The organism is Mycobacterium sp. E3305, assembly GCF_001666785.1.
In the GTDB taxonomy this organism is placed as follows: Bacteria; Actinomycetota; Actinomycetes; order Mycobacteriales; family Mycobacteriaceae; genus Mycobacterium.
Map to the genome: position 1 here is coordinate 1 of NZ_LZJA01000132.1, position 24,856 is coordinate 24,856.

Consider the following 24,856-nt stretch of genomic DNA (forward strand, 5'->3'; position numbering starts at 1 on the left):
GAACGGCGTGATGAAGTCGGCGGCGCCGTCGGCCCAGACGAACTTCAGGCCGTCGAAGCGCTCGAACACGCCCTCCGCGATCATGTTCATCTGGTGGTAGATGTAATTCAGCGCCATGAAGCTGACGTATTGCTCGTAGGTGCGGGTGTTGCCGGAGGGCGTGGGCGGGAACATGATGCCGTTGCCCACCTCGATGTGCGCGGCCACCGGGAGGCCCGCGTCGACCGCGGCCTCCCACAGCGGCCAGAACTGCGGCTTGCCGTAGAGCTCGCGGGATTGCAGCGGCACGCCGATCTGGACGACGCGTGGATGGGCACGGTACTTCTCGATCTCTCGCAACGCGCCGGGGATGTCGTCGGGATTCACCCGGATCGTGCCGCGGAATCGCTCGCCGAACTCGCCTGAATCCAACCAGTCCGACACCATCATCTCGTTGTGCGCGGCGTGCAGCGCGCTGCCCAGGTGCCGGTCGGGCATGATGCCGCGGCCCATCGGGTGCAGGACCGCCACGTCGACTCCGCGCTTCGAAAAGAGTTCGTGGGCAACGAATTCGGGGTCGGAGCCGGGGTACTGCCGATCCGGTCCCTCGGTGTTGGGCGCATACTCACCGCCCGGGGCGCCGTACCAGTCCATTTCGTAGTCGGGAAAGCCGCGGCTTTTGAACGGTTCGCGCAAGACGCTCCGCAGCGCCTTGCTGGACGGGAAGAAGATGTGCACGCTCGCGTCGATAAGAGGCGTGCGGGTTCCGTCAGCGTGGTCGATCACGAAAGCCATCCTTCGGCTCGGGCAGCCAAAGTGGGCCCGGTCGGGTCATATGATAGACAACCTAACATTCTTCTCGGTGGCCGATCAATGGGGTTTCCGGTAAGCATTTCGTTTAATCGTTGTCCCTGGTAGCAGGCGCTTTCGAAGTCTGAGTGCAAGTATGGTTCTTAAATGTGGATAATACCATTCTCCCGCCCATCGAGAAGGGCCGTCCGCCCCTTGCCGACGGGGTAGGGACGCTAGGCGGGGGACGGACCGACGGTCACCCCGGCCGCCTTCTCCAGCGGTTTGATCACGGTCGTGAAGTCGGCATCGGGTCCCTGGTCCTCGGCGGCCGTCTCCCACAACCGGCTGATCGTGGCGGCGACCTCCGTCGGCACGCCGAGCTCCTGCGCCTCGTCGAGGTACAGCCGCACGTCCTTGACCATCAGGCCGGTGGCGAACCCGTAATCGAACGTCCGGGGCAGGATCGCGCGGGGGAATTTGTCCCGGCTCGCGCTCGTCGCGCCCGAGCCGGCGTTGAGCACCTCGATCATCACGGTGGGGTCGAGACCGGCCTTGACGCCCATCACCACGACCTCCGCGGTCGCGGCGAGGACGTTGGCCGCCAGGATGTTGTTGGCGAGCTTCATCGTCTGAGCCGAGCCGGGTTTGGCCCCGACGTAGAAGGGCCGGCCGATCGCCTCGAGCATCGGCCGGATGGCCTCGAATTCAGCGCGCGGGCCCGACACCATGACCGCGAGCGCGCCCTTCTCGGCCGCGGCAGCGCCGCCGCTGACCGGGCTGTCGATCCCTGCGATGCCCCGTTCCGCGAGTCGCCGATGGACCAGAATTGCCGTTCGCCTGCCCACCGTGGACAAGTCGACATAGCGCTTGATGCGTGCGCCCTCGGCCACGCCCGTCGCCACCTCGAGCGAGGCGATCGGTGTCGGGAGGCTGGCCAGGACGGTCTCGGCACCGTCGGCGACCTCTTTCGGAGACGACGCGGCCCGCGCACCCAAGGCGACGATGCGCTCCAGCGCCGCGCCGCGCGTGTCGAAGGCGACGACGTCGTGGCCTTGCTGAATCAGGCGGCGCGCGATGGGAAAACCCATGTTTCCCAGCCCGATGAATCCAACCTCCATGCCGAACTCCTAGTCCTCGAGGCCGGCGAACGCCTCGCGCGCGATGCGGAAGCTGTCCACCGCGGCCGGCACGCCGGCGTAGATGGCGACCTGCAGGAAGATCTCGCGAATCTCGTCGCGGGTGACGCCGTTGGTCAGCGCGGCCTTGACGTGCGTGCGCAATTCGTTCGGCCGATTCAGCACCGAGATCATCGCCAGGTTGAGCATGCTGCGCGTCTTGCGGGGCAGCTCTTCACGACCCCACACTGCGCCCCAGCAGTATTCGGTGACGAGGTCCTGCAGGGGCTTGGTGAAGTCGTCCGCCTCGGCCAGGGCGCGATTGACGTACTCCTCGCCGAGCACCTCGGAGCGCACGTGCAGCCCGCGCTGGTAGGTTTCGCGATCCAATGGTCTTCTCCTTCGTCGTGTCGGCGTGGCGCTGTCATCGCCTGAGCGCAGTCTCGCATCGACGCACTTTCGCGCGGTCTACAGTCGGGGGTCGATGCATCGCCTCCCAGCTTCCGCGGGCCCACGCGGCAAACCGTCCGGGCTGCAGCGTCGCCGGAATCGGCTGTCCCGCATGGCAATCAACGAGGAGAGACCATGACCGGAGTAAGCTCCGACATCTGGGAAGTCATGTCGACCGCTCGGACCATCCGGCGCTTCACCGACGAGCCGGTCGACGACGCCACCCTGGTGCGCTGCCTGGACGCGGCCAGATGGGCGCCCTCGGGCGCGAACGCGCAGGGCTGGCGCTTCGTCGTGCTGCGGTCACCCGAGCTTCGCGCGGTGGTGGCCCAGGCGGCGGCCCGCGCCCTGGAGGTGATCGAGCCCGTCTACGGCATGAGCCGCCCCGCCGCCGATGACCGCAGCCGCCGGGCGCGCACCTATCGCGCGACCTACGAATTGCACGACCGGGCCGGCGAGTTCACCTCCGTCTTGTTCGCCCAGCAGCACTATCCGACCGCGTCGGAGCTTCTGCTCGGCGGATCGATCTTCCCAGCCATGCAGAACTTTCTGCTGGCCGCACGCGCTCAGGGGCTCGGGGCTTGCCTGACCAGTTGGGCGTCCTACGGCGGCGAGCGCCCGCTGCGCGAGGCGATCGGCGTACCGGAGGACTGGCTGGTGGCCGGCCACGTCGTGATCGGTTGGCCCAAGGGCAGGCATGGGCCGCTGCGCCGTCGGCCGCTCGCCGATTTCGTGGCGCTCGACCGCTGGGATCGGCCCGCCGACGACCTTTTTGCCGCTCCTGCGGGCTGAGCGCTCGAACCCGTCGGCCCGGCTGGCCGGGCACTCGGCCTGGCACGCCATAACCCGTTTGCGAGATTATTACTTCCGCGTGCGAGAATGATATTCTCGCACGACGGCGGTGACAGGAGGCGGCCTTCATGCTGTTGGAGTTCGATGCCGATCAGCGGCTGTGGCAGAAGACCGTCCGCGACGCCGTCGCCAAGCAATGTCCGCCGTCGCTGGTGCGCAGCGTGGCCGAGGATGGCGTCGACCCAACCCCGTTGTGGAAGTCGTACGTGGATCAGGGCTGGACCGAGTTGGGCGATCCCGAAAGCGCCGTCGAGTTGGCCATCGTGCTCGAAGAATTGGGGCGGGCGACCGATCCCACCCCGTTCCTGGCGACGATGAGCCAGTACGCACCGTTGGCGGGCGAGCAGTTCGACCCCCACGAGTCGGGCACCGCCGTCCACGCCGGGGTGACGGCGCACCGCGACGCCGAGGGTTGGGTCTTGGACGGCACGGCCCGCCATGTCCTCGACGGCGACCGTGTCGACCGCCTCGCGGTGGTCACCGACGCCGGGGTGTTCATCATCTGGGCAAACCAGGTCTCAGCGCGGCGCGCCGCGGCCTTCGACCCCGTCCTGCACGTCGCCGACTTGTCATTCAACGAGGTTCGCGTGCCGGACACCGCACGGCTCACCGTCGACTCCGAACGCGCGCACCACATCGCCCTGACGGGCTTGGCGATCACCATGGTCGGGGCCTGCCAGCGCATCCTCGACCTGGTGCTCGAACATGTCGGCAGCCGACAGCAATTCGGGGTGCCGATCGGTTCGTTCCAGGCCGTCCAGCACAAGGCCGCCGACATGCACGTCGCGGTGGAACGCGCACGGGCGCTGGCGTACTTCGCGGCGCTGACGATCGCCGCCGACGATCCCCGCCGCCGGCTGGCGGCGGCGATGGCCAAGGCGTCGGCGGGGGAGTGCCAGTCACTGGTATTCCGGCACGGCCTACAGCTGCATGGCGCAATGGGATTCACGTGGGAGAACGACCTGCAGTTCGCGCTGAAACGGGCCAAGGCGGGTGAGCTGATGCTCGGCGGCGCCGCCGAGCACCGCGCGCGGATCGCGGAGGAATACCGTGCAGCTGACTTTTGATACCGACGTCGAGGAATTCCGCGCCGAGTTCTCCGCCTTCCTCGACGAGAACCTGCCTGCCGCAAGCGAAACGCTCGAGCGCCCCCGGTCGGTTTCGCACATGCCGCAGTGGGCGCGCCGGTGGCAGCGGCTGCTGTTCGACAACGGGTGGCTGTTGCCGAGCCAGCCGCCGGAGTTCGGTGGCCGCAACGCTACGGTCATCCAGCAGTTCGTCTACCTCGAGGAACTCAGCCGCCGCCGGATCTACCACAGCTTCAACCCGCAGGGCGTCAACATCGTTGCGGCGTCGCTGTTGTCGTTCGGCAGCGACGAGCAGAAGCGGCGCTGGGCGGTGCCGATTCTGCGGGCCGAGATCACCGCGTCGCTCGGGATGAGCGAACCCAGCGCGGGCTCAGACCTGGCGTCGTTGCGCACCCGCGCGGTGCTCGACGGGGATCACTTCGTGGTCAACGGGCAGAAGGTGTGGACCTCGGGCGCCCACGACGCCGACGTCCTGCTGACCTTCGTGCGGACCAACCCGGATGCGCCGAAACACAAGGGAATAAGCGCGCTGATCATCCCCACCGACACCCCGGGTCTGGTGCGGCGGCCGTTCCCGTCGATCTGCGGCGCCGACGATCTGGACTTCAACGAGGTCTTCTTCACCGACGTGCGGGTGCCGGCGGAGAATCTGGTCGGTGAGCTCGACCAGGGATGGCGGGTGGCCAACGGCTCGCTGGGGCACGAGCGCACCATGATGTGGCTCGGTTTCGCCGATCGACTTGAGAACATGATCGACGACTTTCATCCCAGCACCGACGTCGAGCGCGACCAGTACGCCAGCACGATCATGGACAAGCAGGCGTTGCGGCTGTTGGGTTCGGTGGCGTTGGCGCGTGCGGCGCGCGGTGAAGACGACGTGGCCGCGATTTCGGTGCTCAAGCTGCTCGGGTCCGAGGCCGAGCTGCGTGGCATGGAGCTCGCGCTGACGTCGGCGGGGTCCGACGGGCTCGTGCACCCCGGGCTGACCGGGCCGTACGCACACATGAACCTGGACCATTATTTCGCCAGCTGGTTCGAGCGGTACGCACGCAGCTTTTCCGGGACGATCGCCGGGGGCACGTCGGAAATCCAGCGCAACATCATCGCCCAGCGGGTGCTCGGCCTCCCACGGGGCTAGCGGCCGGCGCTATCGCGGGCCGCGAATTCCGCTCTAGTGCAGCGGCATTCGGCGTTCTAGACCGGGTCGAATTTCGTGATCAGCCACTGGCCGTTGACTCTGGTCAGACTCACCAGCACACTGCTGGACGCCATCGCGGGGTCCGGGTTGTCCTTGCTGGTGGTGCTCTGGTCGACCAGCACGAGCACGACCGCCGAGTTCGGATGTAACTCGGAGACCGCGGCCCCGATCACCCGGGCGCTGGTCTTCAGCGACTTTTGTTTGGCAGCCGGGGCGACGATCTGGTCGGTGAACTGGTTGTAGTACGACAGGAAATCCCCGGACAGGTGCGACTTCGCGGCGGCGAAGTCCTTGTCGAGGGTGTCGGGCGAGTAGGACAGCAAGGCGACCGTTCCGTCGGATGCCGCACCTACGACAGCGCTCGCAACGCGGGGGTCGGTCTGCTTATCGGGCCGGTACTGCTTGAAGTACAGCCAGGTCGCCACGCCAGCGGAAATCAGCAGCAGCGAAATCAGGATGGCGGGAACGGCTTTCACTCTCCGCCGGGCGCGAGGTTCGATGCTTTTATTGCGGTCGGTCTGTTCGGCAGAGTCGTCGGCGGTTTCGGTGCTCTGCTTGTCCTCGCTCATGGGATGAACTCCACGTTGGACATCTTGTATTGCCCGGCTTCGTCTTTGACGGTTACCTTGAGTCGCCAATTGCGTGGTTCATCTTTTGCGCCCGCGGCGTTGGTGATGTGCGATGTCGCCGCGACGAGAACCAACGCGAAATCCCCGTTTATGGATTGCACGGCCGCCGCATTCACGGTTCCCTGGGTGATCACTTTCGACTGCTCGACAACGGTCGTGAAATCTTTTGCACGGGCCTGGAAGTCGTCCCGGAACTGGCCGGTCGAGCTGTCGATCACCCGCTGGACATCCTCTTTAGCCTTGTTGAAGTCCATGGAGGTCAGGTTGACGACACCCTGGCGGGCCCCCGCGATGAAGTTCGCGGCGCGCTGATTGCGCTCGACGGTTTCGTGGCGGTTCCACATCATGTATCCGCTGGCCGCGGTGAAGGCGCAGATAAGGACGATGACGGCCGCCTTCCACACGACGGACCAGGAGGGCACGTGCAGGCGTCGCCTGCGAGTCGGCTTGGATTCCGATCGGGGGTCTTCGGCGGTTTCGCCGGGGGCCTCTTCGTCCGTTGTTTCGTCGTCGTCGGTTATCGCGGCCGTGTCGGTGACGACAGTCTCCGGCTCGTCGGCGTCGGTGGTGTCCTCGTCGACCTCCGGCGCTTCTTCCGTGGTCTCGGCCTCCGGCTCGGCCTCAGACTGGGCCAGCGCCTCGCGCCGGAGCCGGGCGGCACGAGCGCGGGCGCGAGCCGCGGCCGCCAGCGCTTCGGCTTCGGCTGCCTCGGCCTCGGCTTCCTCGAGTAACGCCTTCACGTCGGCTCTCGAAGTGGCCGAATCGTCCTGCGTTTTCTTTGCCTCAGCCATCGTGCTTACTGCCCGCAGCCCTCATGACCGACCGACTCCTATACCTCTCACGCGGCTACCATCGCACGAGCGAGAACGGCCAACTGCTGGTGCCCCCCGGTCCGCCGCCGCAGCCGGTGTCGAACGTCGAGTCGACCTGACCCGCCAGCGTCACCGCATCCCACGAGTAGACGTCATGCGAGGGAAAGAACTGGACCACGCAGCGCACACCGAAGGGATCATCAACGGACAGGGTGTAGCGACCGTTCGACAGATGGGCGTCTCCCCGGTAGGGCGCCGCTTGCCCGTTGGGCTGCGGAGTTGCGTACACGCTCACGCATTCCGGCTCCGGATGGGCGCACGGGTTGATCGACCAAATCCAGCTGTGGCCGGGGTCCCGGGGCGTGTCCACCCGGTAGTTGGCATACGGCATGCCCGCGTGGGCGCTGGGCGGGACGGTCAGCGCGACCATGGCAAGCGCAAGGCTCACTGCGAAAGTCTTCACGGCTGCGTCTCCCATCTCTGCATACGCGCTTGGCCCAAATATAGGGTGCGGCCACCCTGAGCAGGCCTACTCGTAAGAATTGGCGCAGTCGGCGTCCGGCTGTCGCCGGGGCGAGGTCGCGGGCCCACCTAGTCGATTACCGCGGCTTCCTTGCGTTCAGTGATCGGCCGGGCGAGTTCTTGCTCATCGCAGATGCGCTGCAGCTTTTCCAGTGTCTCGTCCAGCCCGGCCCCCACCCTGCGGCCGGGCCTGAAGGTGGCCGGCAGTTTGCGCATGCCCTGGATGACGCCGATGGTTTCGTAGTGAACGGTGCCGTCGGGGTCGCATCGGTAGTCGGGCATTCGATCGAGGACCGCGGTCAGCATCGACTTGAACACCGTGCGGGCGACATTGGATCCGATGCATCGATGGACGCCGAGACCGAAACTGAAGTGGCGGTTGCCCTTCCGGTCCAGGACGATCTCGTCGGGCTCCCTGAACACCGCTGGGTCGCGGTTGGCCATGGCCCACGAGATCCACAGCCGCTCACCCTCTTTGAACTGGGTGCCGTCGAGCTCGACGTCGTCGGAGAAGGTCCGGCCGTCACCGGGCGCCGGCGTGAAGTACCGCAGGAATTCCTCGGTCGCGGGGTCGAGCAGGGCATCGCGTTGCTTGCTGAGCAGCTCGCGTTGATCGGGGTGCTCGGAGAGCCATTCCAGTGAATGGGCGGTCAACGCCGTGGTGGTGTCGAAGCCGCCGCCGATCACCAGCCCGAGGTTGCCGAGGATTTCCAGGTCCGGGGCGGGCTCGCCGTCGATGCGCATCTCGAGCAAAGCATTGACGATGCCGGGCCGGGGATTCTCGCGGATCTCGATCATGTTGTTGACCAGGTCGAGCCCCATTTGCCGATGCATCTCGGTCACCCGCTGGATGTCCGGGGAATGCTCGGGCGTGTACACGGCCGCATGGGTCGGCTCGCTGTACATCTGCCAGTTCTTCAAGGGAATGCCGAGCATGGCCAGAGTCAGCACCGCCGGCACGACGTTGGCCAGATCGTCGACGAAGTCGATCCGGCCGCCTTCGATCTTCTCGTCGAGGCAGGCCCGAGTCACGTCGTCGATGAACGGCTTCCACCGCTTGACGGCTGCCGGTGACAGATAGGGGTTGAGAACGTTGCGATAGATGCGGTGCTCGGGGTCGTCCATCTCCAGGATGCCGCCGCGCACCCCGTTGATCCGGCTGGCCGTCGGAATCGAAATGCCTTTGTAGCCGCGGCGCTGGTTGTTGACATCGTGATCGTTGGACACCGCGGGGCAGCGAGCGAGTTCGAACACCTCGTGGCTTCCTGCCGCCACCCAATGGCCGCCGTAGGTGTCACTCCAGGCCATCGGGCAATTCGCGTGCATCTCTTCGGTGATGGCCTTGAAGTTCGACCGGTAATCCGCGGAATGCCGCTCGAACTGATACCGCTTCTTCTTACGGTCGCTATCGCTGACCGTGTCGTCGACACTCAACGCTCTGTCTCCCTTTGCGCGTCATTCGGTGATGATGATGGCTTGCTCCGGGCATGATTGCGCCGCTTCGCGAACCTGGTCCTCCCGATCGGCCGGCACCACTTCGTCGATCGCCGACGAACTGCCGTCGATGTCGCTGAGCTCGAACGAATCCGGTGCGATCATCGAGCACAGCGTGTGACCCTGGCAGCGTTCCGGATCGACCCAGACCTTCACGGTGTCTCCTTGCGAATTAGTTGCCGACGATCGCCTAGGTGCGACGGCTCAGGTGTTGCGGCCGCCGTTGACGCCCAGGATCTGGCCCGTGATGTAGCCGGCTTCCTCGGACACCAGGAAGGCACATGCCGCCGCGATGTCTTCCGGCTTACCCATGCGGCGCACCGGCGTTCGGGCGATGGTCTCGTCGATGCTGCCCAGATACCCGTTCTTCTCGGCGGCGCGCAGCATCGGGGTGTCGATGAAGCCCGGCGGCACGGCGTTGACCGTGATGCCGCTCGGTCCGTACTCGAGGGCCAGGGATTTGGTGAGCCCGTTGACCGCGGACTTGGCCGCGACGTAATGGCTCATGTAGGGCGCGCCGGAATGGGTGCTTGACGAGGAGATGTTGACGATGCGTCCCCACTTCGCTTCGATCATGTCGGGCAACACCGCCTGGATGGTGTGGAAGACGCCGTTGAGGTTGACGTCGATCACGCGCTGCCAGTCGTCGAACGTGATGTTGTTGAAGCGCTTGAATCCGTCCAGGCCGGCGGCGTTGACGAGAACAGTGACCGGCCCCAGCTTGGCGCGGATCGCCGCGAAGGCCGTCTCGACCTGAGCTCGGTCGGTGACGTCGGCGGTGAACGAGTGGTCGCTGTCGGACGGTGTGAGGTCGATGACGGCGACGTCCAGACCGTCGGCGCGCAGGCGCCGCGCGACGGCAAGCCCGATGCCGGATCCGCCGCCGGTGACCACCGCAGTCTTCACGTTGAGACCTCTAATCCACAGGTGACCGTCTCAGCCACAAAGAATCTCGCTTGCAATTATGAGAACCCTACTCTCACGGCAGAGTGGGTTGCAACAAACCCGGGAAACACTGTTTGGCCTGCGTTGAACTGGGTGGCCAGGCAACCCGCTGGCGCTTGCGTCGCTGGTCAGGGGCCGGTCGCATTCCTGTGAGTTTCTTGAATTATCGAGACACGAATGTAAGATTCGCCGGGGAAGAGAATGAAATTATCGTGACCGTCACCACATGAGGGGGTCGGAATGCCTGCGCAGGACACGGCAGAACTAGCCGCGACCATCGCGGATGCCGCGCCTGAGTCACAGGTCGACCGTCGACTCCTGATCGGTGGCCGGCTGGTCACCGCGGACAGAACCTCCCCGTCCAGCAATCCCGCCACCGGCTACCGGATGCCGGCACCGGGGGCCCCGGCGTGAGGCCGCTCGAGGGCATCCGCGTCCTGGAAGTCGCGATGTACGGATTCGTTCCATCGGCGGGCGCCGTGCTCGCCGAATGGGGCGCCGACGTCGTCAAGGTCGAGCACGCGGTCACCGGCGACCCGCAACGCGGTCTCCGGCAGACCGGAATGTTGCGCGTCGAGGGGGATCCGAACCCCAACATCGAACACGCGAACCGCGGCAAGCGCAGCATCGGACTGGACATGTCGGTGCCGGAGGGCAAGGACGTGCTCTACGAGCTGGCCCGCCGCTCCGACGTGTTCCTCACCAGCTTCCTTCCCGCTCATCGGAAGAAGTTCGGCATCGACGTCGACGACATTCGTACGGTCAACCCGAACATCGTCTACGCCCGCGGCAGCGCGCTCGGCCCGCGTGGCGCCGAGTCGCAGAAGGGCGGCTACGACATGACCGCGTTCTGGTGCCGGGCCGGAACCGCCGCGACCATCACCCCGGCGGGGATGCCGGGGATGATCGCGCCGCCCGGACCGGCCTACGGCGACACCATCTCCGGCACCAACCTCGCCGGGGGCATCGCGGCGGCATTGCTCAAGCGCGAACGCGCGGGAGAACCGTCGGTCGTCGACGTGTCGCTGCTCGGCAGCGGCCTGTGGTCGATGGGGCACACGGTCGCGCTGACGAACCATCTCGGGCAGCGACTCGAGGCCCCGCCACCGGGAGTGCATGGCGCACCCAACAATCCATTGGTGGGGCTGTACACGACCTCGGACGGCCGGTACATCTCCTTCGTGATGATGCAGCCCACCAAGTTCTGGGCCGACGTGTGTCGGCACGTCGATCTGCCGGAGCTGGCCGAAGATCCGCGCTTTGCGACCGTCGAGGAGATCGCCGCCAACACCGCAGAGGCGGTCGAGTTGTTGACCAAGGCCATCGCGGCCCACACGCTGGCCGAGTGGAGCGAACGGTTTGCCACGCTGGCCGGACCGTGGGCGCCGGTGCAGGACACGCTGCAGGCGGCCGAGGACGCGCAAATCCGGGCCAACGAGTACATGGTCCGCGCGGGCGAGCTGGAACTGGTCGCCAACCCGGTCCAGTTCAATGTCGCGGCGCCACAGACCGGTCCGGCGCCCGGCTTCGCCGAGCAGACCGACGAAATATTGCTGGAACTCGGCCTTGATTGGGATCGCATCATCGAGCTCAAGACGGCCGGCGCCGTCACTTAAGAGTGGAGCTGCTTGTCTATGTTGGGATTACGGCCCGCCCTCGTTGTCGCCGGGACCCGCTCGCGGCCCCCTGAGCTCGCGGTTACGGGTTGTTCCATAACGGTTAAGCGTTTTTTGCTCCACCTGGACTCGGCATGAGTCATAATCGCCGAACGCTTCAAGGCGCGGAGCACTCTGTCTTGCGGCGTCAACTCACGCGACCGAACGGAGGCACCGGCGTGAGGATGAGAAGCGTTACCACGCCGGCCGAATTTCGGCTGTTCGCTGGGCGTTTCGTGGTCGGCGGCATCCGCTTGGGATCGCCGGTTCAGCCGAATCTACCCCAGCCGGTGCGCAACAACAAGACTGTCAGTCTCGTAGCGATGGAAAGGGTCGGCGCCGATGGCAACTAAGGGTGCCGACCACTGGTCAGCGGGATTGCCGCAGCTGAAACTGAAGTGGAACATGTCGGGGTCGATGCAGGCCGTCGGCGCCCTGTTCGCCATGTCGGCCGACGCGGTCAAGTTTGCGTTCCGCCGGCCCTTCCAGTGGCGGGAGTTCTTGGAGCAGTCCTGGTTCGTCGCGCGGGTGTCACTGGCGCCGACCCTGTTGGTCGCAATTCCCTTCACCGTGCTCGTCAGCTTCACGCTCAACATCCTGCTGCGCGAACTGGGCGCGGCGGACCTATCCGGCGCGGGGGCCGCGTTCGGCGCGGTCACGCAGCTCGGGCCACTGGTCACGGTCTTGATCGTGGCGGGCGCGGGCGCTACAGCGATGTGTGCTGACCTGGGCGCCCGAACGATTCGTGAAGAGATCGACGCGATGGAGGTGCTGGGCATCAACCCGGTGCAACGGCTGGTCACACCGCGCATGTTGGCTTCCGGCCTGGTCGCGTTCTTGCTCAACAGCCTCGTCGTCATCATCGGAGTGCTTGGTGGTTACGTCTTTTCGGTGTTTGTCCAAGACGTCAATCCCGGCGCGTTCGCCGCGGGTATCACCCTGCTCACCGGCGTGCCCGAGGTGATCATTTCGTGCGTCAAGGCAGCGCTTTTCGGCCTCATCGCCGGCTTGGTCGCTTGCTATCGCGGCCTGTCGATCACCGGCGGGGGCGCCAAGGCCGTCGGCAACGCGGTGAACGAGACCGTGGTCTACGCCTTCATGTCCCTGTTTGTCGTCAACGTGGTCGTCACCGCGATCGGCATCAAGATGACGGCGAAGTAGGGGCTGTCAATGGCGCTGAGGGCCACGTATCCGCGACTGTTCCGTCAGCTCGAGCGGCCGGTCGCCTTGATGGGCCGGATCGGCGACCACACCCTGTTCTATGGCAAAGCGCTTGCCGGGATGCCCTTTGCGGCCACCCGGTACACGCGCGAAGTCGTGCGACTGGTCGCCGAGATCAGCATGGGCGCGGGAACTTTGGCGATGATCGGCGGAACCGTGGTAATCGTCGGGTTCCTGACGCTGGCGGCCGGCGGCACATTGGCGATTCAGGGCTACACCTCGCTGGGCAACATCGGCATCGAGGCGCTGACGGGCTTTCTGGCGGCGTTCATCAACGTGCGCATCGCGGCACCGGTGGTGGCCGGAATCGGGCTGGCGGCCACCTTCGGCGCCGGGGTGACCGCCCAGCTGGGTGCCATGCGGATCAACGAGGAAGTCGACGCGTTGGAGAGCATGGCGATTCGGCCGGTCGCCTACTTGGTGAGCACCAGGATTCTGGCGGGAATGCTGGCCATCACGCCGTTGTACAGCATCGCCGTCATCCTGTCGTTCGTGGCCAGTCAGTTCACCACGACGTTCTTGCTCGGACAGTCGCAGGGTTTGTACCAGCACTACTTCAACACGTTCCTGAACCCGATCGACCTGTTGTGGTCGTTCCTGCAGGCCATCTTGATGGCGCTCACCATCCTGCTCATCCACACCTATTACGGCTATTTCGCTTCGGGTGGCCCTGCCGGCGTGGGCAACGCCACCGGCAACGCGGTGCGCACCTCGCTCATCGTCGTGGTGTCGGTAACGCTGTTGGTTTCGCTGTCTATTTACGGTACGAACGGCAACTTCAACCTGTCCGGTTAGCAAAGGAGGTGGTACGGCAATGACGCAGAGTGTGCCAGCGGGTCGCGGCGCGGTCGCCGGCCGACCTGTGCGCACCGGCCATGCGCGTCCGCCGGCCGGAAGGCATTACCTGCCGCCCCTGATCGGGTTGGCCACGGTTCTCATCATTGGCTTGATTTTCGCCGTGGCGGTCGGTCTGTTTCAGGGCTCCTTCACCGAAACCGTGCCGGTGACGGTGATCTCGCAACGAGCCGGCCTTGTCATGAATCCCGACGCCAAGGTCAAGATGCGCGGCGTGCAGGTGGGCAAGGTCTCCTCGATCGAGCCGCTGCCCAACGGCGAGGCCGCCATTCATCTGGCGATGGACCCGTCGCAATTGCGCTTCATCCCCAGCAACGTGCTCGTCGACATCGCGTCGTCGACGGTGTTCGGCGCGAAGTCCGTCCAGCTGGTGGAGCCCGCCCAGCCCGCGGCCCAGCGTCTGCACGGGGGCCAGACGCTGCAAGGCCAGCACGTCATGGTCGAAATCAATACCGTGTTCCAGCAACTGGTTTCGGTGCTCAGCCACATCGACCCGCCCAAGCTCAACGAGTCACTGGGCGCCCTCGCCCAAGCGTTCAGCGGGCGGGGCCCACAGCTTGGTCAGTCGCTGAGCGACCTGGATTCGTTCCTGGCCAAACTGGAGCCGAGCCTGCCCGCGTTCCGTCATGACTTCTCGGTCTTACCGGCGGTAGCCAACGCCTATGCCGACGCGGCACCCGACCTGGTGAAGACCGCGGCCAACGCGACCCGAATCAGCAAGACGATTGTCGATGAGCAGCACAACCTGGATGCGTTGCTGATCAGCACGATCGGCTTGGCCGACATCGGCAACGACGTCCTGTCGACGAACCGCCAACCGCTGACGGACGTCATGCATCTGTTGGTGCCAACCACCGATCTGACCAATGAGTACAACCCCGCGCTTACCTGCGCTTTTGGCGGACTCGTACGCCTATCGCACGCGGCGCCACTGTCGGAACCCAGTATCAACATCTCGGCGAGTCTCGTCTGGGGTGCCGAACGTTATCGGTATCCGACGAACCTGCCCAAGGTTGCGGCGACGGGCGGTCCGCGCTGCGTGGGTCTGCCGTCGCTGCCGTTCAATACGAGTCCCCCGCAGCTGATTGCCGACATCGGCGCGGACCCGGTGGTGTATGGGAATCCGCAGCTGATGATCAATTCCGATCTGCTCAAACAGCTGCTGTACGGACCGATCGCCGGACCGCCGCGCAACTCTGCCCAGATCGGACAACCGGGATGAGAACACGCGCCACGCTGGTCAAATTCACGATCTTCGCGGTCGTGATGGCGACGCTGACCGCCTTCCTGTTCTTCATCTTCGGCCAGTACCGGACGGGTGCGACGAATGGGTATTCGGCGGTGTTCACCGATGTTTCGCGTCTCAAGCCGGGGCAGTCGGTGCGGGTCGCCGGGATCCGGGTCGGCACCGTCAACGGCGTCTCTCTGCAGCCGGACAAGAAAGTCGTGGTGAAGTTCGACGTCGACCGCAACATCGTCTTGACGGAGGGCTCCAGGGCGGCGGTCCGCTACCTGAACCTGGTGGGCGATCGCTACCTCGAACTCGTCGATGGCCCGGGCTCGACCAAGCGGCTGCCGGCCGGCGGGCAGATCCCGGTCAACCGGACGGCGCCAGCGCTAGACCTCGATCTGCTACTCGGTGGACTCAAACCCGTCACCCAAGGCCTGAATGCGCGCGACGTCAACGCGTTGACCGCGGGATTGTTACAAGTTTTCCAGGGGCAGGGCGGGACCCTCGACTCGCTGTTCGCCAAGACGACGTCGTTCTCAAACGCTCTGGCCGACAACGATCAAACCGTGCAGCAACTGATCGACAACCTCAACATCGTGATCGGCACGGTCTCCAAAGACGGCAAACAGTTCTCTGGCACGATCGATCGACTCGAGCAGCTTGTCAGCGGCCTGTCGAATGACCGCGACACGATCGGCTCCGCCATCGACGCCTTGGACAAGGGAACTGCGTCGTTGGCGGATCTGCTTGCCGAGGCCCGCCCGCCGCTGTCTGGCACAGTAGCTCAGCTGAATCGGCTGGCGCCGATTCTCGATAACGACAAGGACCGCCTCGACGGCGCACTTCAGAAGGCGCCGAAGAACTACCGCAAGCTGGTCCGGCTCGGCGTGAACGGCGCCACCATCCCGTACTACCTCTGCCAGTTCGGGATCCGCGGCACAGATCTTCAGGGCAAGACAGTGCGCGCCAACATCTATCGTTCAGATGCAGGAAGGTGCACGGAACCCTGATGCTCAAGTATCGCGGAGCTCAGCTCGTCAAGCCTGGCTTCATCGGCGTCATCCTGGCGGTGATGGTCATCCTGGTCGGCCTGTCACCCGACCGATTCATCCAATGGGCGACGATGGTCAGGTACCAGGCGCTGTTCACCGAAGCCGGCGGCCTAGCGAAGGGCAATCCGGTAATCGTGTCGGGGATTAAGGTCGGCACGGTGTCGGACGTGAAGCTGCGGCACGGCGACGCTCTCGTGACGTTCGCGATGAAGGGCAACGTCCTGCTCGGCTCGGAAACGTCCGCCCACATCCGCACGGGCACACTGCTCGGCGAGCGCATGCTGACGGTGGAGTCCGCCGGCACCGGCACGATGCACCCGATGGCTCTCATTCCCGTCTCGCGCACCTCTTCTCCGTACTCGCTGACGGAAGCGGTCAGCGACTTCACGTCGGATACGGCCGGCACCAACACCGCCGCGCTGAATCAATCGTTGGACACGCTGGCGGCAACGCTCGACCAGATCGCACCCCAAATGGGGCCGGCCTTCGACGCGCTCACCCGGCTATCGCGAACCCTCAACAGCCGCAACAAGAACCTGGGCGAGTTATTCAAAAGCGCCGGCGACGTCACCGGGATACTTTCCGAACGCAGCATGCAGGTCAACAAGCTCATCCTCAACTCCGATTCCCTGCTCCAAGTGCTGGTCGCACGCCGGCAAGAGATCGTGGACCTGCTGGCCAACACCTCGGCAGTGGCCAAGCAGCTGACGGCATTGGTGCACGACAACGAAAGCACCTTGGCGCCAACGCTGGAGAGGCTGAACAGGGTCCTCGCGGTCTTGGAAAAGAACCGCGACAACATCGGCAAAGCCCTTCCGGGCCTCGCCAAATTCCAGATCACGGTCGGTGAGGCCATCGCCGGTATGTACGCCTACCAGGCGTTCGTCCCGAACTTCCTTGTCCCGCAACTTTTCCAGGAGTTCTTCGACTACCTCTGGGGATTCCGCACCTTCGATACTTCAAAGGGTCCGGGCTTCCCGTCACCGGTACCTCGGGCGCTGACCCCCTGGCCGTACAACTCCATTCCGCAGTGCCCTGGCTGCACGTTGGGCGGACGGATCGGGGGATCACAATGACCTCCCGGATTCCGCGCAAGCGGCTGGCGGCCGTCACGGCGGTTGTCTTGGTCGGGCTGACAATTGCCGCCGCCGCCGTGCTCGTCCGGAATACGTTTTTCGGCCCACGAACGATCACCGCCTACTTCACCACCGCCACCGCGATCTATCCCCATGACGAGGTACGGGTCTCGGGCGTCAAAGTCGGCAGCATCAAGTCCATTGCGCCGCAAGGCACCCAGGCCAAGATGGTCCTCACGGTCGACCGCGGTGTGCCCATCCCGGCCGACGCGAAGGCCGTTATCGTCGCCCCGAATCTGGTGGCTGCCCGCTACGTCCAGCTCACGCCGGCTTACCGCGACAGTGGGCCGGTGATGCGCGACGGGGCGGTCATCCCGGTCGAACGGACCGCGGTGCCGGTTGAGTGGGACGAGGTTAAAACCCAGTTGATGCGGCTGGCAACGGATTTGGGGCCCAAGAGCGGGGTATCGGGCACGTCGGTGGGCCGATTCATCGACAGCGCCGCCAATGCGCTCGACGGCAACGGCGACAAGCTTCGCCAGACGCTCGGTCAATTGTCGGGCGTGGGCCGGATCCTCGCCAACGGCAGCGGCAACATCGTCGACATCATCAAAAACCTGCAGACCTTTGTCGGCGCCCTGCGCGACAGCAACGTCCAGCTCGTGCAGTTCAATGACCGCCTGGCCACGCTCACCAGTGTGGTCAATGACAGCAAATCCGAACTGGACGCGGCTCTGACCGATCTGTCGACGGCGGTCGGCGAGGTGCAGCGATTCATCGCCGGGACTCGCAACCAGACCAGCGAGCAAATCGCCAGGCTGGCCGATGTCACGCAGAACCTGGTCGATCACCACATGGCCCTGGAAAACATCCTGCACGCGGCGCCGAACGCGTTCGGCAACTTCTTCAACGACTACAACGCCGACACCGGAACCATCATCGGAGGATTCGGGCTCATGAATGCGGCGAATCCGACATGGGGCGGTCAGGTTCTGCTGTCCGTACCGGGCTGCACGCAAATCGGCGCCATCGAGAACATCACGGCGGTCGAATCCGGCAAGCTGTGCTCGCTGTTCCTCGGACCCGGACTGCGGCAGACCAACTGGAATAACTCGCCCATTCCCATCAACCCGTTCCTACACAAGTCGATTGACCCGTCCAAGGTTCTCTACACCGAACAGCGCCTGGCGCCCGGCGGCGAGGGTCCGAAACCCGGACCGCCCGAGATTCCGCCCGCGGTGTCGGCCTACACCGGGCTGCCGGGCGATCCGGTCGGCCCCCCGGGGGCGGTGCCGCCGGAGCGGATACCGGGCGCGGCGATGCCGCTGCCGCCCCCGCCTTCGACACCGCCACCACCGCCGGCGCCCAGCGTGTCGGGCATGCTGCTGCCAGACGGAGGGCCACAACAATGAGCGCACGGGTTGCGGCCAAGCGGGTATTCGCCACCGGCTGTTGCGTGGTGGTGACGGCCACGGGATGCGCATTCCACGGCCTGAATTCGCTACCGCTACCCGGCGCGGTCGGACGCGGGCCAGGGGCCAACATCTACCACGTCGAACTCCCGAATGTCGGTACGATGGAGTCGAATTCGCCGGTGATGATCGATGACGTCGTCGTCGGCAGTGTCGGTGCGATGAAGGTGCAAGGCTGGCACGCGGACGTCGAGATCTCGGTCAAGCGCGATGTGGTGGTCCCAGCCAATGTGGTGGCCACCGTCGGTCAGACGAGCCTGCTGGGCTCGATGCATGTGGAGCTCAATACTCCGCCGGGTCAGCAGGGAAGCGGACGGCTGCAGCCGGGCGCCACCATCCCGCTGAGTCGGTCATCGGCCTACCCGTCGACCGAGCAGACGCTGTCGTCGCTGGGCGCGGTCGTCAACGGCGGTGGACTGGGACAGATCGGGGAGGTCATCCACAACTTCTCGGCCGCCCTGTCCGGGCACGAGGGCGCCGTGCGTGATTTGATTACCCGCCTGGACACGTTCGTCGGGACTTTGGACGACCAGCGCGACGACATCGTCGCCTCCATCCAGGCGCTGAATCGGCTGTCGGCAACGTTCGCCGACCAACGCGACGTTCTTACCGATGCGCTGCGTAAAATACCGCCGGCGCTTGAGGTGTTGACCAGGGAGCGGCCTCGTCTGACGGCCGCGCTGGACCACCTCCGTGTGTTCAGCAACACCGCCAACAGACTGGTCAACGATGCCCAGGCCGATCTCGTCACGAACCTCAAAAACCTGGAGCCGACCATCAAGGCGCTCGCCGACGTCGGACCGGAGTTCGGCGCGGCCATCGCGGGGTCGTTCGTGTTCCCGTTCACGCAGAACTTTGTCGACCGAGCGGTCCGAGGCGACTTCTTCAACCTGCATTTCGACTTCGACCTGACGATTCCCCGGCTTAAGAGGGGCTTGTTGCTGGGCACCCACTGGGGACAGCTGGATATGCCCGAGCCGCCGGTGCCCGGGGACCCGTATCGCCTGAATTACACACTCGATCCGCTGCATAACCCGCTACGGCCGCCGTGGATCGATCCCGATGCCTTACCGCTGCCCCCGCCACCGCCGGGTGCGGTACCGGGACCGGGGCCGGGCAATTATGGACCGCTACCCGGACCTCCGCCGGCTGCGGCCTCGCCGCCCGACGCGGGTCCTGGTCAGACGCCGGCGCCCGCAGAGGCGCCTGGAACGGGAGCCGGTGGATAGATGCTGACGCGCTTCGTTCGGATCCAGCTGGCGATCTTCGCGATCGCCGGGACCATTGGCGTGATCGCGATGGTCCTGTTCTACATCCAAGCGCCGACGCTACTGGGCATCGGTCGGATGACGGTGACGCTGGAGCTGCCGGCCACCGGCGGCCTCTATCGGTTCTCCAACGTGACCTATCGTGGAGTTCAGCTCGGCAAGGTCACCGCCGTGGGTTTGACACCGACCGGCGCCAAAGCGACGCTGTCGCTTAGCACTTCACCCAAGGTCCCCGCGGACTTGACCGCCGAGGTGCTCAGTGTCTCCGCGGTGGGTGAACAGTACGTGGACCTTCGGCCCAGAAACGACTCGCCGCCCTACCTGCACGACGGCTCGGTTATTGCCATGCGCGACACGACAATTCCGCAACCGGTCGCCCCAATGCTCGAGCAGGTCAATGCGTTGGTCCAGAGCATCCCGAAGACCAAACTCGGCCAATTACTCGACGAGTCGTTCCAGGGCTTCAACGGTTCCGGTTACGACCTGGGGTCACTGCTCGACTCCTCACAGACGTTGTCCCGCGACGCCAACGGCGTGGTCGATCGCACCCGGGCCCTCACCGAAGACACCGGGCCGCTGCTGGACACCCAGGCGCGCACCCTCGATTCGATAAGAACGTGGGCGCGCAGCTTCGCGGGCATTTCGGATACGCTGGTGACCAACGATTCTCACTTCCGCACCATCCTGCAAACGGGTCCGGAGACTGCGAACGAAGCCTCCCGGCTTTTCGAACAAATCAAACCGACGTTGCCGGTGTTGCTTGCCAACCTCACCACCATCGGCCAGATCGGCGTCACCTACCATCCCTCGCTCGAGCAGCTGCTCGTATTGCTTCCGTCGGGCGTCGCGATCGAGCAGGCCGCTGCGGGTGAGAACCACCCCGACGGTAGGGCTTACGGTGACTTCGCAGCCACGGTCGAGGATCCACCCATCTGCACGGTCGGCTTCATGCCGCCCAACACATGGCGATCCCCGGACGACCTCACCGACATGGACACACCGGACGGGTTGTATTGCAAACTCCCGCAGGATTCACCGATCGCGGTTCGCGGCGCCCGCAACTACCCCTGCATGGGTCACCCGGGTAAGCGGGCGCCGACCGTCGAAATCTGTAACAGCGACAAGCCGTTCATGCCGCTGGCGATGCGCCAGCACGCCCTCGGTCCCTATCCGCTGGATCCGAATCTACTAGCCCAGGGCGTCCCGCCCGATGACCGGATCACCACCAACGACAGGATTTTCGGCCCAGTCGAGGGAACGCCGCTGCCGCCTGGGGCGGTGCCGCGCGGCGCACCCGCGGGGCCCCGGGGTGAAAATCCCCCACCGGGCACGGTGGGAGCTGCTGTACCGCCCATGCCTTCGTCCGGACCCCCTGCGCTGGCGCCCATGTCGAGAATGTCGGCGGACCTTCCGCCCTTCGCGCCACTCGACGTCCCTGCGCCGGGAGAGCTTCCCGCACCGCCCGCTGCGCCGGCACCGCCGCCGGCCCCGCCCGTTCCTTCCGATCCGGCACATGCAGACACAGCTGGCGGCGGAGGACCCCAGGCTGCGCCAAGCTCGTTCGGAGCCAACGCATCCAAACCCGCGCCCTCGGTCGTGGTGGCAAAGTACGATCCGCGCACCGGTCGTTATGTCGGCCCGGATGGGAAGCTGTATCAGCAGTCGGACCTCGTTGCTCCGAAAGCGCCCAGGACGTGGAAGGACATGCTTCCCACCTGAATTCGCCCCGACATGAAGCGGTCGGCAGGGCTGGCCTGCGGCTACGACCGCCCGGTCAGGAGAGCTGGTCCAGGCGCAACGGCATCGTGATATCAAGCCAATTGTTCTGCCCGCAGGCGCCGCTTGGGCCGACGGTCTTGTCCTTGCCCGAGAAGACGCGCGACCCGAGTTGGAATCCACCATTGTCATTCACCGGGTAGAAAAAGAAGGCCTGCATCCCGGGGAACGCGGTACCGTCTTCGCACCGCTCCCAGTTCGGCACTTCGCGTTTCACCTTCCACATCTGGCCATCGTTCATATACATGGGCGCGCTCCAACCCTGGTCGCTCGTGACCGTGCCATGGCACTCCTGGGTGGTTTCGCACGTCGAGTTGATGGTCCATACTTGGTAGACCGTCGGTTCGCCGAAGTACTGGTCATTTCTCTGGGCCCAGTCGCCGATGGACGTGGCACGGTAAGTCCCATTGATCGCCACGTCTTCCTTGGTTATAGCCTTGGCCGTGGGCGCAGTGCTCAGACCGCCGAAGGCGGTGAGAGCCACCAGCGTTGCAGTGCTGAGTGTTTTGGCTGGACGCATCGGCTGCTCCTCGAACCGGGTAATCCGAGAGTGCCTGTGGCACCTTTTCGCCGTCGGTTGCGGCGCTCTTGAGCGATGACGTTACACCGCTTCGGGCCGCCGGTTAACGGTTAGGGCAAGATCAGCCGCGCTCATCCGGAGGGGTCGAATTTCGCGATCAGCCAGGAGCCGTTGACTTTCCACAGCGTGACCAGGACGCTGCTCTGCGTGTTCTCAGGATCCTTCTTTTGCTCGCTTTTCGTCGTCTGGTCGACGAAAACCAGCACGACGGCCGAATCGGGATGCAATTCCGAGATTGCGGCCCGAATCACCTTGGCAGAGGCCGTCAGCTGTCCCTTCTGCGCCGTCGGCGCGACGACATCGTCGCTGAATTTGCTGTAATACCTCAGAAGGTCACCGGTGAGATGTGACTTCGCGTTGGTGAAATCGCGGTTCAAATGGTCATAGGAATACGACAACACCGCCACGGCGCCATCTGACGCCGCCTGGATCGCCCGGTGCGCCGCCACATCGTCGACCTGCTGATCCGGCCGGTACACGATGAAGTACACGCCGCCAGCGACTCCCAGTGCGGCAATAACCAACGTTGTCGCGACGATCGAACGCCACCTCGCCGCATACCGGCGGGCCCGGCGCCCGATCTCCGCCAGCCGGTGCAAGCGCGCCGGTCCCACTCCAGCGCGCGCCAGTCCGTCCTCGCCGTCGGGCGAAGTATGGGCGCCGTCAATCGCCTTTCCGGTCCCGTCCGGCGGCGAGCCGGGTTCGACAGTCATCGCACGAATTCAACTTTCGACATCTTGAGCTGGCCGCCGTCGCGGTCCATATTGACGCTGAGCCGAAACAGGGCGGGCGGCGGTTTGGCGGTATCTGGCCCAATGGGATCTGTTTTCGCCGCCACAAGCACGACTCCGGAATTGTCGCTAAACGACTGGACGGCGACGGCTTCGATGGTGACCTTGGCGCCGACCTTAGTCTCCTCGGCCCTCTTGACCATCAGGGGCGACAGCACGGAGAGCTGGTCCTTCTGGTCGCCCGTGGAGGCATCGATGGCGCGCTGGACACTCTCCTTGGCGTGATCGGGGTCAATCGACATGAAGGCCGTAATCCCTTGCCGGGCGGCTGCACTGAACTCCGCGGCGAGTTGGCGATTATGCAACGCGGTGTGATGCTGCCACAGCATGTAGCCGCTCGCGGCGAGAGAAGTGGAGAAGAGAACGATGCCGATGCCGGCGGCTACAGTCTTCCGCCCTGGGCGCCGTAGCCACCGTGGCCGCCTGGGTCGTCGCGGCAAACGTAGCCGTTTCCGCGTGGACGTCGCGGATCGCTGCTCGACGTCGTGGGCGTCGTCCCCCGCGTCCTCGGTTTCGGCTGCCCCGCGCAGGCTCTCCAGGCGCGCCCGAGCCGCCGCGGCGCGCGCTTCAGCCTTGGCAACTTCGTCTTCTTCCGGATGCTCTCCGGATGCGGCCGCTACGTCGCCGCTCTCGGCCCCTGCGTTTGACTGCGGTTCGTCGGGATCGGTCATATCCTTCGGGTCACCACAATCGTCGGTGTCGGGTCCCACCGGATCGTGCACGGGGAGGAAGCTTATCACTCCGACCTGGGGTCAACGCCTTCACCGGACGGCTGGGTTGTGCCCCTGACATGCGGAACTGCTCCCCCCGGGAGGCGCGCGGAGCGGCGTTCGAGACGGCCTGGCGCCCACCCCCGTTCGCCCTGCGTCATCTTCTCCAAGCAGGAGAATTTTCTTTTCGGGTGTGGCAAAGTAATTGGGTGCGATTCATCGTGGCGATGGCAGCCGCGTTGGTCGGCGCCGGCCTGCTGGCGGCGCCGCCATCCTTCGCGGGGCCGACGGTCTGCGACTACCCCGCCTGCACCCCGGGGATCATGCCGCATCAGGTTTTGGGCGCGCCGTGTGACAACACCACCTATTACGCCTTCGGCGTCGCCGACGGTTATGTCTCGTTCGCCTCGGAGCCCGGACGCTTGATGTTCTGCGGCTCGCCGAGGAGGTACCAGCCGCGTTGGTTCCGCTCACCTCCGATGGCGGGGGTCAAGGAGGAGAACGCAAACTGCCCGAACTATTTGAACTACGTCGCGCAGGCACCTGACGGTCTGTTCCTGATTTGTATTGCTCACGACGGCATAGCCAGTTGGGTCCGCGCTGACACGTAGCCGCGTCAGCCGCGGCCTTCCCGTGGCAGACCCAGCAGGCGTCGGCTCAAATCGGTGACCCGGTCGAGCAATGTGTCGTCGTCGATGTCGGCGACCAGCGGATGCATGACGGCGGTGCTGAGCGCGCCGGAGAACATGGCCGCTTCGATCCGTCCGTCCAGACCGGCATCGCTGAGCAGCACCCGGTACAGGCGGTCCATGAAGAGCTGAAACGGCTTGTGTTCGGCCAGCAATCGGACTACGACGGGATCGAATTGCAGCGTGCGCACCAGCCGGCGGTCACGGACGGCCATCTCAATCACGCGGACCAGCAAGGCATCTCGCGCTTGCGGGCCGTCGTCGTACGCTTCGGCCTCCTCGAGTGCCGGCTCGAGCCGGCCGAGCTCGCGCTCGGTCACGGCGATGACGATCTGCTCTTTGGTCCGGAACTGATGGTAGACAGCAGCTTTCGTGATGCCGACGGCGTCGGCGATCATCTGCAGCGACGTGCCGCTGACACCGTGCATAGCGAACAGATCCAGCGCGGCATCGAGTACCCGCGTCCGGGCCGGGCTGTGCTCGATCAGCCAGAATTGCTCGCCGGTGAGGTGTTGCCGCGCTGTTCCCACGCACCGAGACTAGACGATGCCCTTGACCGAAGCTAGCCGATCGGCTAGCTTCGCTGACGAGCCGTGTGTGTAGC

Annotated in this window: 27 protein-coding genes; 14 read left to right on the forward strand and 13 right to left on the reverse strand. The window is 65.1% G+C overall.

Features of this window, described 5'->3' with window-relative positions:
- The 3 genes from A5701_RS12195 to A5701_RS12205 all read right to left on the reverse strand — a co-directional run.
- Positions 1–765: amidohydrolase family protein (locus A5701_RS12195; protein WP_067753402.1), on the reverse strand; the 765-nt coding region annotated here is incomplete at its 3' end.
- 239 nt (positions 766–1,004) lie between these two features.
- Positions 1,005–1,889: an NAD(P)-dependent oxidoreductase gene (locus A5701_RS12200; RefSeq protein WP_067753249.1), complete on the reverse strand. Its 885-nt coding sequence runs from the start codon at positions 1,887–1,889 to the stop codon at positions 1,005–1,007.
- A 9-nt stretch (positions 1,890–1,898) separates the two neighbouring features.
- Positions 1,899–2,276 carry a carboxymuconolactone decarboxylase family protein gene (locus tag A5701_RS12205; RefSeq protein WP_067753252.1) on the reverse strand — a complete coding sequence of 126 codons (378 nt, stop codon included), beginning with the start codon at positions 2,274–2,276 and terminating at the stop codon, positions 1,899–1,901.
- A 195-nt stretch (positions 2,277–2,471) separates the two neighbouring features.
- On the opposite strand from A5701_RS12205, the gene A5701_RS12210 reads away from it, so the two are divergent.
- The 3 genes from A5701_RS12210 (at position 2,472) to A5701_RS12220 (ending at position 5,414) form a co-directional block, all read left to right on the forward strand.
- Complete coding sequence (locus tag A5701_RS12210) at positions 2,472–3,128, forward strand: nitroreductase family protein (protein ID WP_067753254.1); 657 nt, start codon at positions 2,472–2,474, stop codon at positions 3,126–3,128.
- 128 nt (positions 3,129–3,256) lie between these two features.
- On the forward strand, positions 3,257–4,255 hold the full coding sequence (locus tag A5701_RS12215; RefSeq protein ID WP_067753257.1) for an acyl-CoA dehydrogenase family protein: 999 nt from the start codon (positions 3,257–3,259) through the stop codon (positions 4,253–4,255).
- A complete protein-coding gene (locus tag A5701_RS12220) occupies positions 4,239–5,414 on the forward strand; it encodes an acyl-CoA dehydrogenase family protein (protein WP_067753260.1) in 1,176 nt (391 codons plus the stop codon). Before A5701_RS12215 ends, A5701_RS12220 begins: the two co-directional genes overlap by 17 nt.
- Before the next feature lie 56 nt (positions 5,415–5,470).
- Here the strand turns inward: A5701_RS12220 and A5701_RS12225 are convergent, their stop codons facing one another.
- From A5701_RS12225 to A5701_RS12250, 6 genes are all read right to left on the reverse strand, one after another.
- Positions 5,471–6,043 carry a hypothetical protein gene (locus A5701_RS12225; RefSeq protein ID WP_067753264.1) on the reverse strand — a complete coding sequence of 191 codons (573 nt, stop codon included), beginning with the start codon at positions 6,041–6,043 and terminating at the stop codon, positions 5,471–5,473.
- Positions 6,040–6,894 (reverse strand): hypothetical protein, encoded by an 855-nt coding sequence (locus tag A5701_RS12230; RefSeq protein ID WP_067753267.1) that lies wholly within the window; start codon positions 6,892–6,894, stop codon positions 6,040–6,042. The genes A5701_RS12225 and A5701_RS12230 overlap by 4 nt, the downstream gene beginning before the upstream one ends.
- A gap of 55 nt (positions 6,895–6,949) precedes the next feature.
- Positions 6,950–7,393: a hypothetical protein gene (locus A5701_RS12235; RefSeq protein WP_197499097.1), complete on the reverse strand. Its 444-nt coding sequence runs from the start codon at positions 7,391–7,393 to the stop codon at positions 6,950–6,952.
- A gap of 113 nt (positions 7,394–7,506) precedes the next feature.
- A complete protein-coding gene (locus tag A5701_RS12240; RefSeq protein WP_067753273.1) occupies positions 7,507–8,871 on the reverse strand; it encodes a cytochrome P450 in 1,365 nt (454 codons plus the stop codon).
- A gap of 21 nt (positions 8,872–8,892) precedes the next feature.
- Complete coding sequence (locus A5701_RS12245; RefSeq protein WP_067273711.1) at positions 8,893–9,087, reverse strand: ferredoxin; 195 nt, start codon at positions 9,085–9,087, stop codon at positions 8,893–8,895.
- A gap of 48 nt (positions 9,088–9,135) precedes the next feature.
- Positions 9,136–9,837 carry an SDR family NAD(P)-dependent oxidoreductase gene (locus A5701_RS12250; protein ID WP_067753277.1) on the reverse strand — a complete coding sequence of 234 codons (702 nt, stop codon included), beginning with the start codon at positions 9,835–9,837 and terminating at the stop codon, positions 9,136–9,138.
- A gap of 279 nt (positions 9,838–10,116) precedes the next feature.
- Here A5701_RS12250 and A5701_RS28175 point away from each other — a divergent pair, with 279 nt between their 5' ends.
- From A5701_RS28175 to A5701_RS12295, 10 genes are all read left to right on the forward strand, one after another.
- Positions 10,117–10,290 carry a hypothetical protein gene (locus A5701_RS28175; RefSeq protein WP_156670067.1) on the forward strand — a complete coding sequence of 58 codons (174 nt, stop codon included), beginning with the start codon at positions 10,117–10,119 and terminating at the stop codon, positions 10,288–10,290.
- Complete coding sequence (locus A5701_RS12255; protein ID WP_067753280.1) at positions 10,287–11,492, forward strand: CaiB/BaiF CoA-transferase family protein; 1,206 nt, start codon at positions 10,287–10,289, stop codon at positions 11,490–11,492. Before A5701_RS28175 ends, A5701_RS12255 begins: the two co-directional genes overlap by 4 nt.
- Positions 11,493–11,873: 381 nt before the next feature.
- Complete coding sequence (locus tag A5701_RS12260; protein ID WP_067753283.1) at positions 11,874–12,692, forward strand: ABC transporter permease; 819 nt, start codon at positions 11,874–11,876, stop codon at positions 12,690–12,692.
- 9 nt (positions 12,693–12,701) lie between these two features.
- Positions 12,702–13,547: an ABC transporter permease gene (locus tag A5701_RS12265; RefSeq protein WP_067753287.1), complete on the forward strand. Its 846-nt coding sequence runs from the start codon at positions 12,702–12,704 to the stop codon at positions 13,545–13,547.
- A gap of 19 nt (positions 13,548–13,566) precedes the next feature.
- Positions 13,567–14,829: an MCE family protein gene (locus A5701_RS12270; protein WP_067753290.1), complete on the forward strand. Its 1,263-nt coding sequence runs from the start codon at positions 13,567–13,569 to the stop codon at positions 14,827–14,829.
- Entirely contained in the window at positions 14,826–15,848 is a 1,023-nt protein-coding gene (locus A5701_RS12275; protein ID WP_067753297.1) for an MCE family protein, read from the forward strand. The genes A5701_RS12270 and A5701_RS12275 overlap by 4 nt, the downstream gene beginning before the upstream one ends.
- Positions 15,848–16,966 (forward strand): MCE family protein, encoded by a 1,119-nt coding sequence (locus A5701_RS12280; RefSeq protein WP_067753405.1) that lies wholly within the window; start codon positions 15,848–15,850, stop codon positions 16,964–16,966. Before A5701_RS12275 ends, A5701_RS12280 begins: the two co-directional genes overlap by 1 nt.
- Positions 16,963–18,378, forward strand: a complete 1,416-nt coding sequence (locus A5701_RS12285; RefSeq protein ID WP_067753300.1) for an MCE family protein — start codon at positions 16,963–16,965, stop codon at positions 18,376–18,378. Before A5701_RS12280 ends, A5701_RS12285 begins: the two co-directional genes overlap by 4 nt.
- The gene (locus tag A5701_RS12290) at positions 18,375–19,667 is read left to right on the forward strand and encodes an MCE family protein (RefSeq protein ID WP_067753303.1); all 1,293 of its coding nucleotides are present in this window, start codon (positions 18,375–18,377) and stop codon (positions 19,665–19,667) included. The genes A5701_RS12285 and A5701_RS12290 overlap by 4 nt, the downstream gene beginning before the upstream one ends.
- Positions 19,668–21,425: an MCE family protein gene (locus A5701_RS12295; protein WP_067753305.1), complete on the forward strand. Its 1,758-nt coding sequence runs from the start codon at positions 19,668–19,670 to the stop codon at positions 21,423–21,425. It begins immediately after the preceding gene.
- A gap of 55 nt (positions 21,426–21,480) precedes the next feature.
- On the opposite strand, the gene A5701_RS12300 is transcribed toward A5701_RS12295, so the two are convergent.
- From A5701_RS12300 to A5701_RS12310, 3 genes are all read right to left on the reverse strand, one after another.
- On the reverse strand, positions 21,481–22,002 hold the full coding sequence (locus A5701_RS12300) for a hypothetical protein (protein WP_067753308.1): 522 nt from the start codon (positions 22,000–22,002) through the stop codon (positions 21,481–21,483).
- Between the two features lie 131 nt (positions 22,003–22,133).
- Positions 22,134–22,775, reverse strand: a complete 642-nt coding sequence (locus tag A5701_RS12305) for a hypothetical protein (RefSeq protein ID WP_067753311.1) — start codon at positions 22,773–22,775, stop codon at positions 22,134–22,136.
- Positions 22,772–23,575 (reverse strand): hypothetical protein, encoded by an 804-nt coding sequence (locus tag A5701_RS12310; RefSeq protein ID WP_082969734.1) that lies wholly within the window; start codon positions 23,573–23,575, stop codon positions 22,772–22,774. The genes A5701_RS12305 and A5701_RS12310 overlap by 4 nt, the downstream gene beginning before the upstream one ends.
- A gap of 215 nt (positions 23,576–23,790) precedes the next feature.
- Between A5701_RS12310 and A5701_RS12315 the strand changes: the two genes are divergently transcribed.
- A complete protein-coding gene (locus A5701_RS12315) occupies positions 23,791–24,174 on the forward strand; it encodes a hypothetical protein (RefSeq protein WP_197504973.1) in 384 nt (127 codons plus the stop codon).
- 5 nt (positions 24,175–24,179) lie between these two features.
- Here the strand turns inward: A5701_RS12315 and A5701_RS12320 are convergent, their stop codons facing one another.
- A complete protein-coding gene (locus tag A5701_RS12320) occupies positions 24,180–24,782 on the reverse strand; it encodes a TetR/AcrR family transcriptional regulator (protein WP_067753315.1) in 603 nt (200 codons plus the stop codon).
- Positions 24,783–24,856 lie beyond the last annotated feature (74 nt).

What these genes read in the sequence shown, in the direction of transcription:
- A5701_RS12295 (WP_067753305.1), top strand. Translation starts at nt 19,668, where the DNA reads ATGCTGACGCGCTTCGTTCGGATCCAGCTGGCGATCTTCGCGATCGCC.
- A5701_RS12315 (WP_197504973.1), top strand. Translation starts at nt 23,791, where the DNA reads ATGGCAGCCGCGTTGGTCGGCGCCGGCCTGCTGGCGGCGCCGCCATCC.
- A5701_RS12285 (WP_067753300.1), top strand. Translation starts at nt 16,963, where the DNA reads ATGACCTCCCGGATTCCGCGCAAGCGGCTGGCGGCCGTCACGGCGGTT.
- A5701_RS12305 (WP_067753311.1), bottom strand. Translation starts at nt 22,775, where the DNA reads ATGACTGTCGAACCCGGCTCGCCGCCGGACGGGACCGGAAAGGCGATT.
- A5701_RS12280 (WP_067753405.1), top strand. Translation starts at nt 15,848, where the DNA reads ATGCTCAAGTATCGCGGAGCTCAGCTCGTCAAGCCTGGCTTCATCGGC.
- A5701_RS12270 (WP_067753290.1), top strand. Translation starts at nt 13,567, where the DNA reads ATGACGCAGAGTGTGCCAGCGGGTCGCGGCGCGGTCGCCGGCCGACCT.
- A5701_RS12275 (WP_067753297.1), top strand. Translation starts at nt 14,826, where the DNA reads ATGAGAACACGCGCCACGCTGGTCAAATTCACGATCTTCGCGGTCGTG.
- A5701_RS12225 (WP_067753264.1), bottom strand. Translation starts at nt 6,043, where the DNA reads ATGAGCGAGGACAAGCAGAGCACCGAAACCGCCGACGACTCTGCCGAA.
- A5701_RS12260 (WP_067753283.1), top strand. Translation starts at nt 11,874, where the DNA reads ATGGCAACTAAGGGTGCCGACCACTGGTCAGCGGGATTGCCGCAGCTG.
- A5701_RS12230 (WP_067753267.1), bottom strand. Translation starts at nt 6,894, where the DNA reads ATGGCTGAGGCAAAGAAAACGCAGGACGATTCGGCCACTTCGAGAGCC.
- A5701_RS12265 (WP_067753287.1), top strand. Translation starts at nt 12,702, where the DNA reads ATGGCGCTGAGGGCCACGTATCCGCGACTGTTCCGTCAGCTCGAGCGG.
- A5701_RS12235 (WP_197499097.1), bottom strand. Translation starts at nt 7,393, where the DNA reads ATGGGAGACGCAGCCGTGAAGACTTTCGCAGTGAGCCTTGCGCTTGCC.
- A5701_RS12210 (WP_067753254.1), top strand. Translation starts at nt 2,472, where the DNA reads ATGACCGGAGTAAGCTCCGACATCTGGGAAGTCATGTCGACCGCTCGG.
- A5701_RS28175 (WP_156670067.1), top strand. Translation starts at nt 10,117, where the DNA reads ATGCCTGCGCAGGACACGGCAGAACTAGCCGCGACCATCGCGGATGCC.
- A5701_RS12200 (WP_067753249.1), bottom strand. Translation starts at nt 1,889, where the DNA reads ATGGAGGTTGGATTCATCGGGCTGGGAAACATGGGTTTTCCCATCGCG.
- A5701_RS12215 (WP_067753257.1), top strand. Translation starts at nt 3,257, where the DNA reads ATGCTGTTGGAGTTCGATGCCGATCAGCGGCTGTGGCAGAAGACCGTC.
- A5701_RS12290 (WP_067753303.1), top strand. Translation starts at nt 18,375, where the DNA reads ATGAGCGCACGGGTTGCGGCCAAGCGGGTATTCGCCACCGGCTGTTGC.
- A5701_RS12300 (WP_067753308.1), bottom strand. Translation starts at nt 22,002, where the DNA reads ATGCGTCCAGCCAAAACACTCAGCACTGCAACGCTGGTGGCTCTCACC.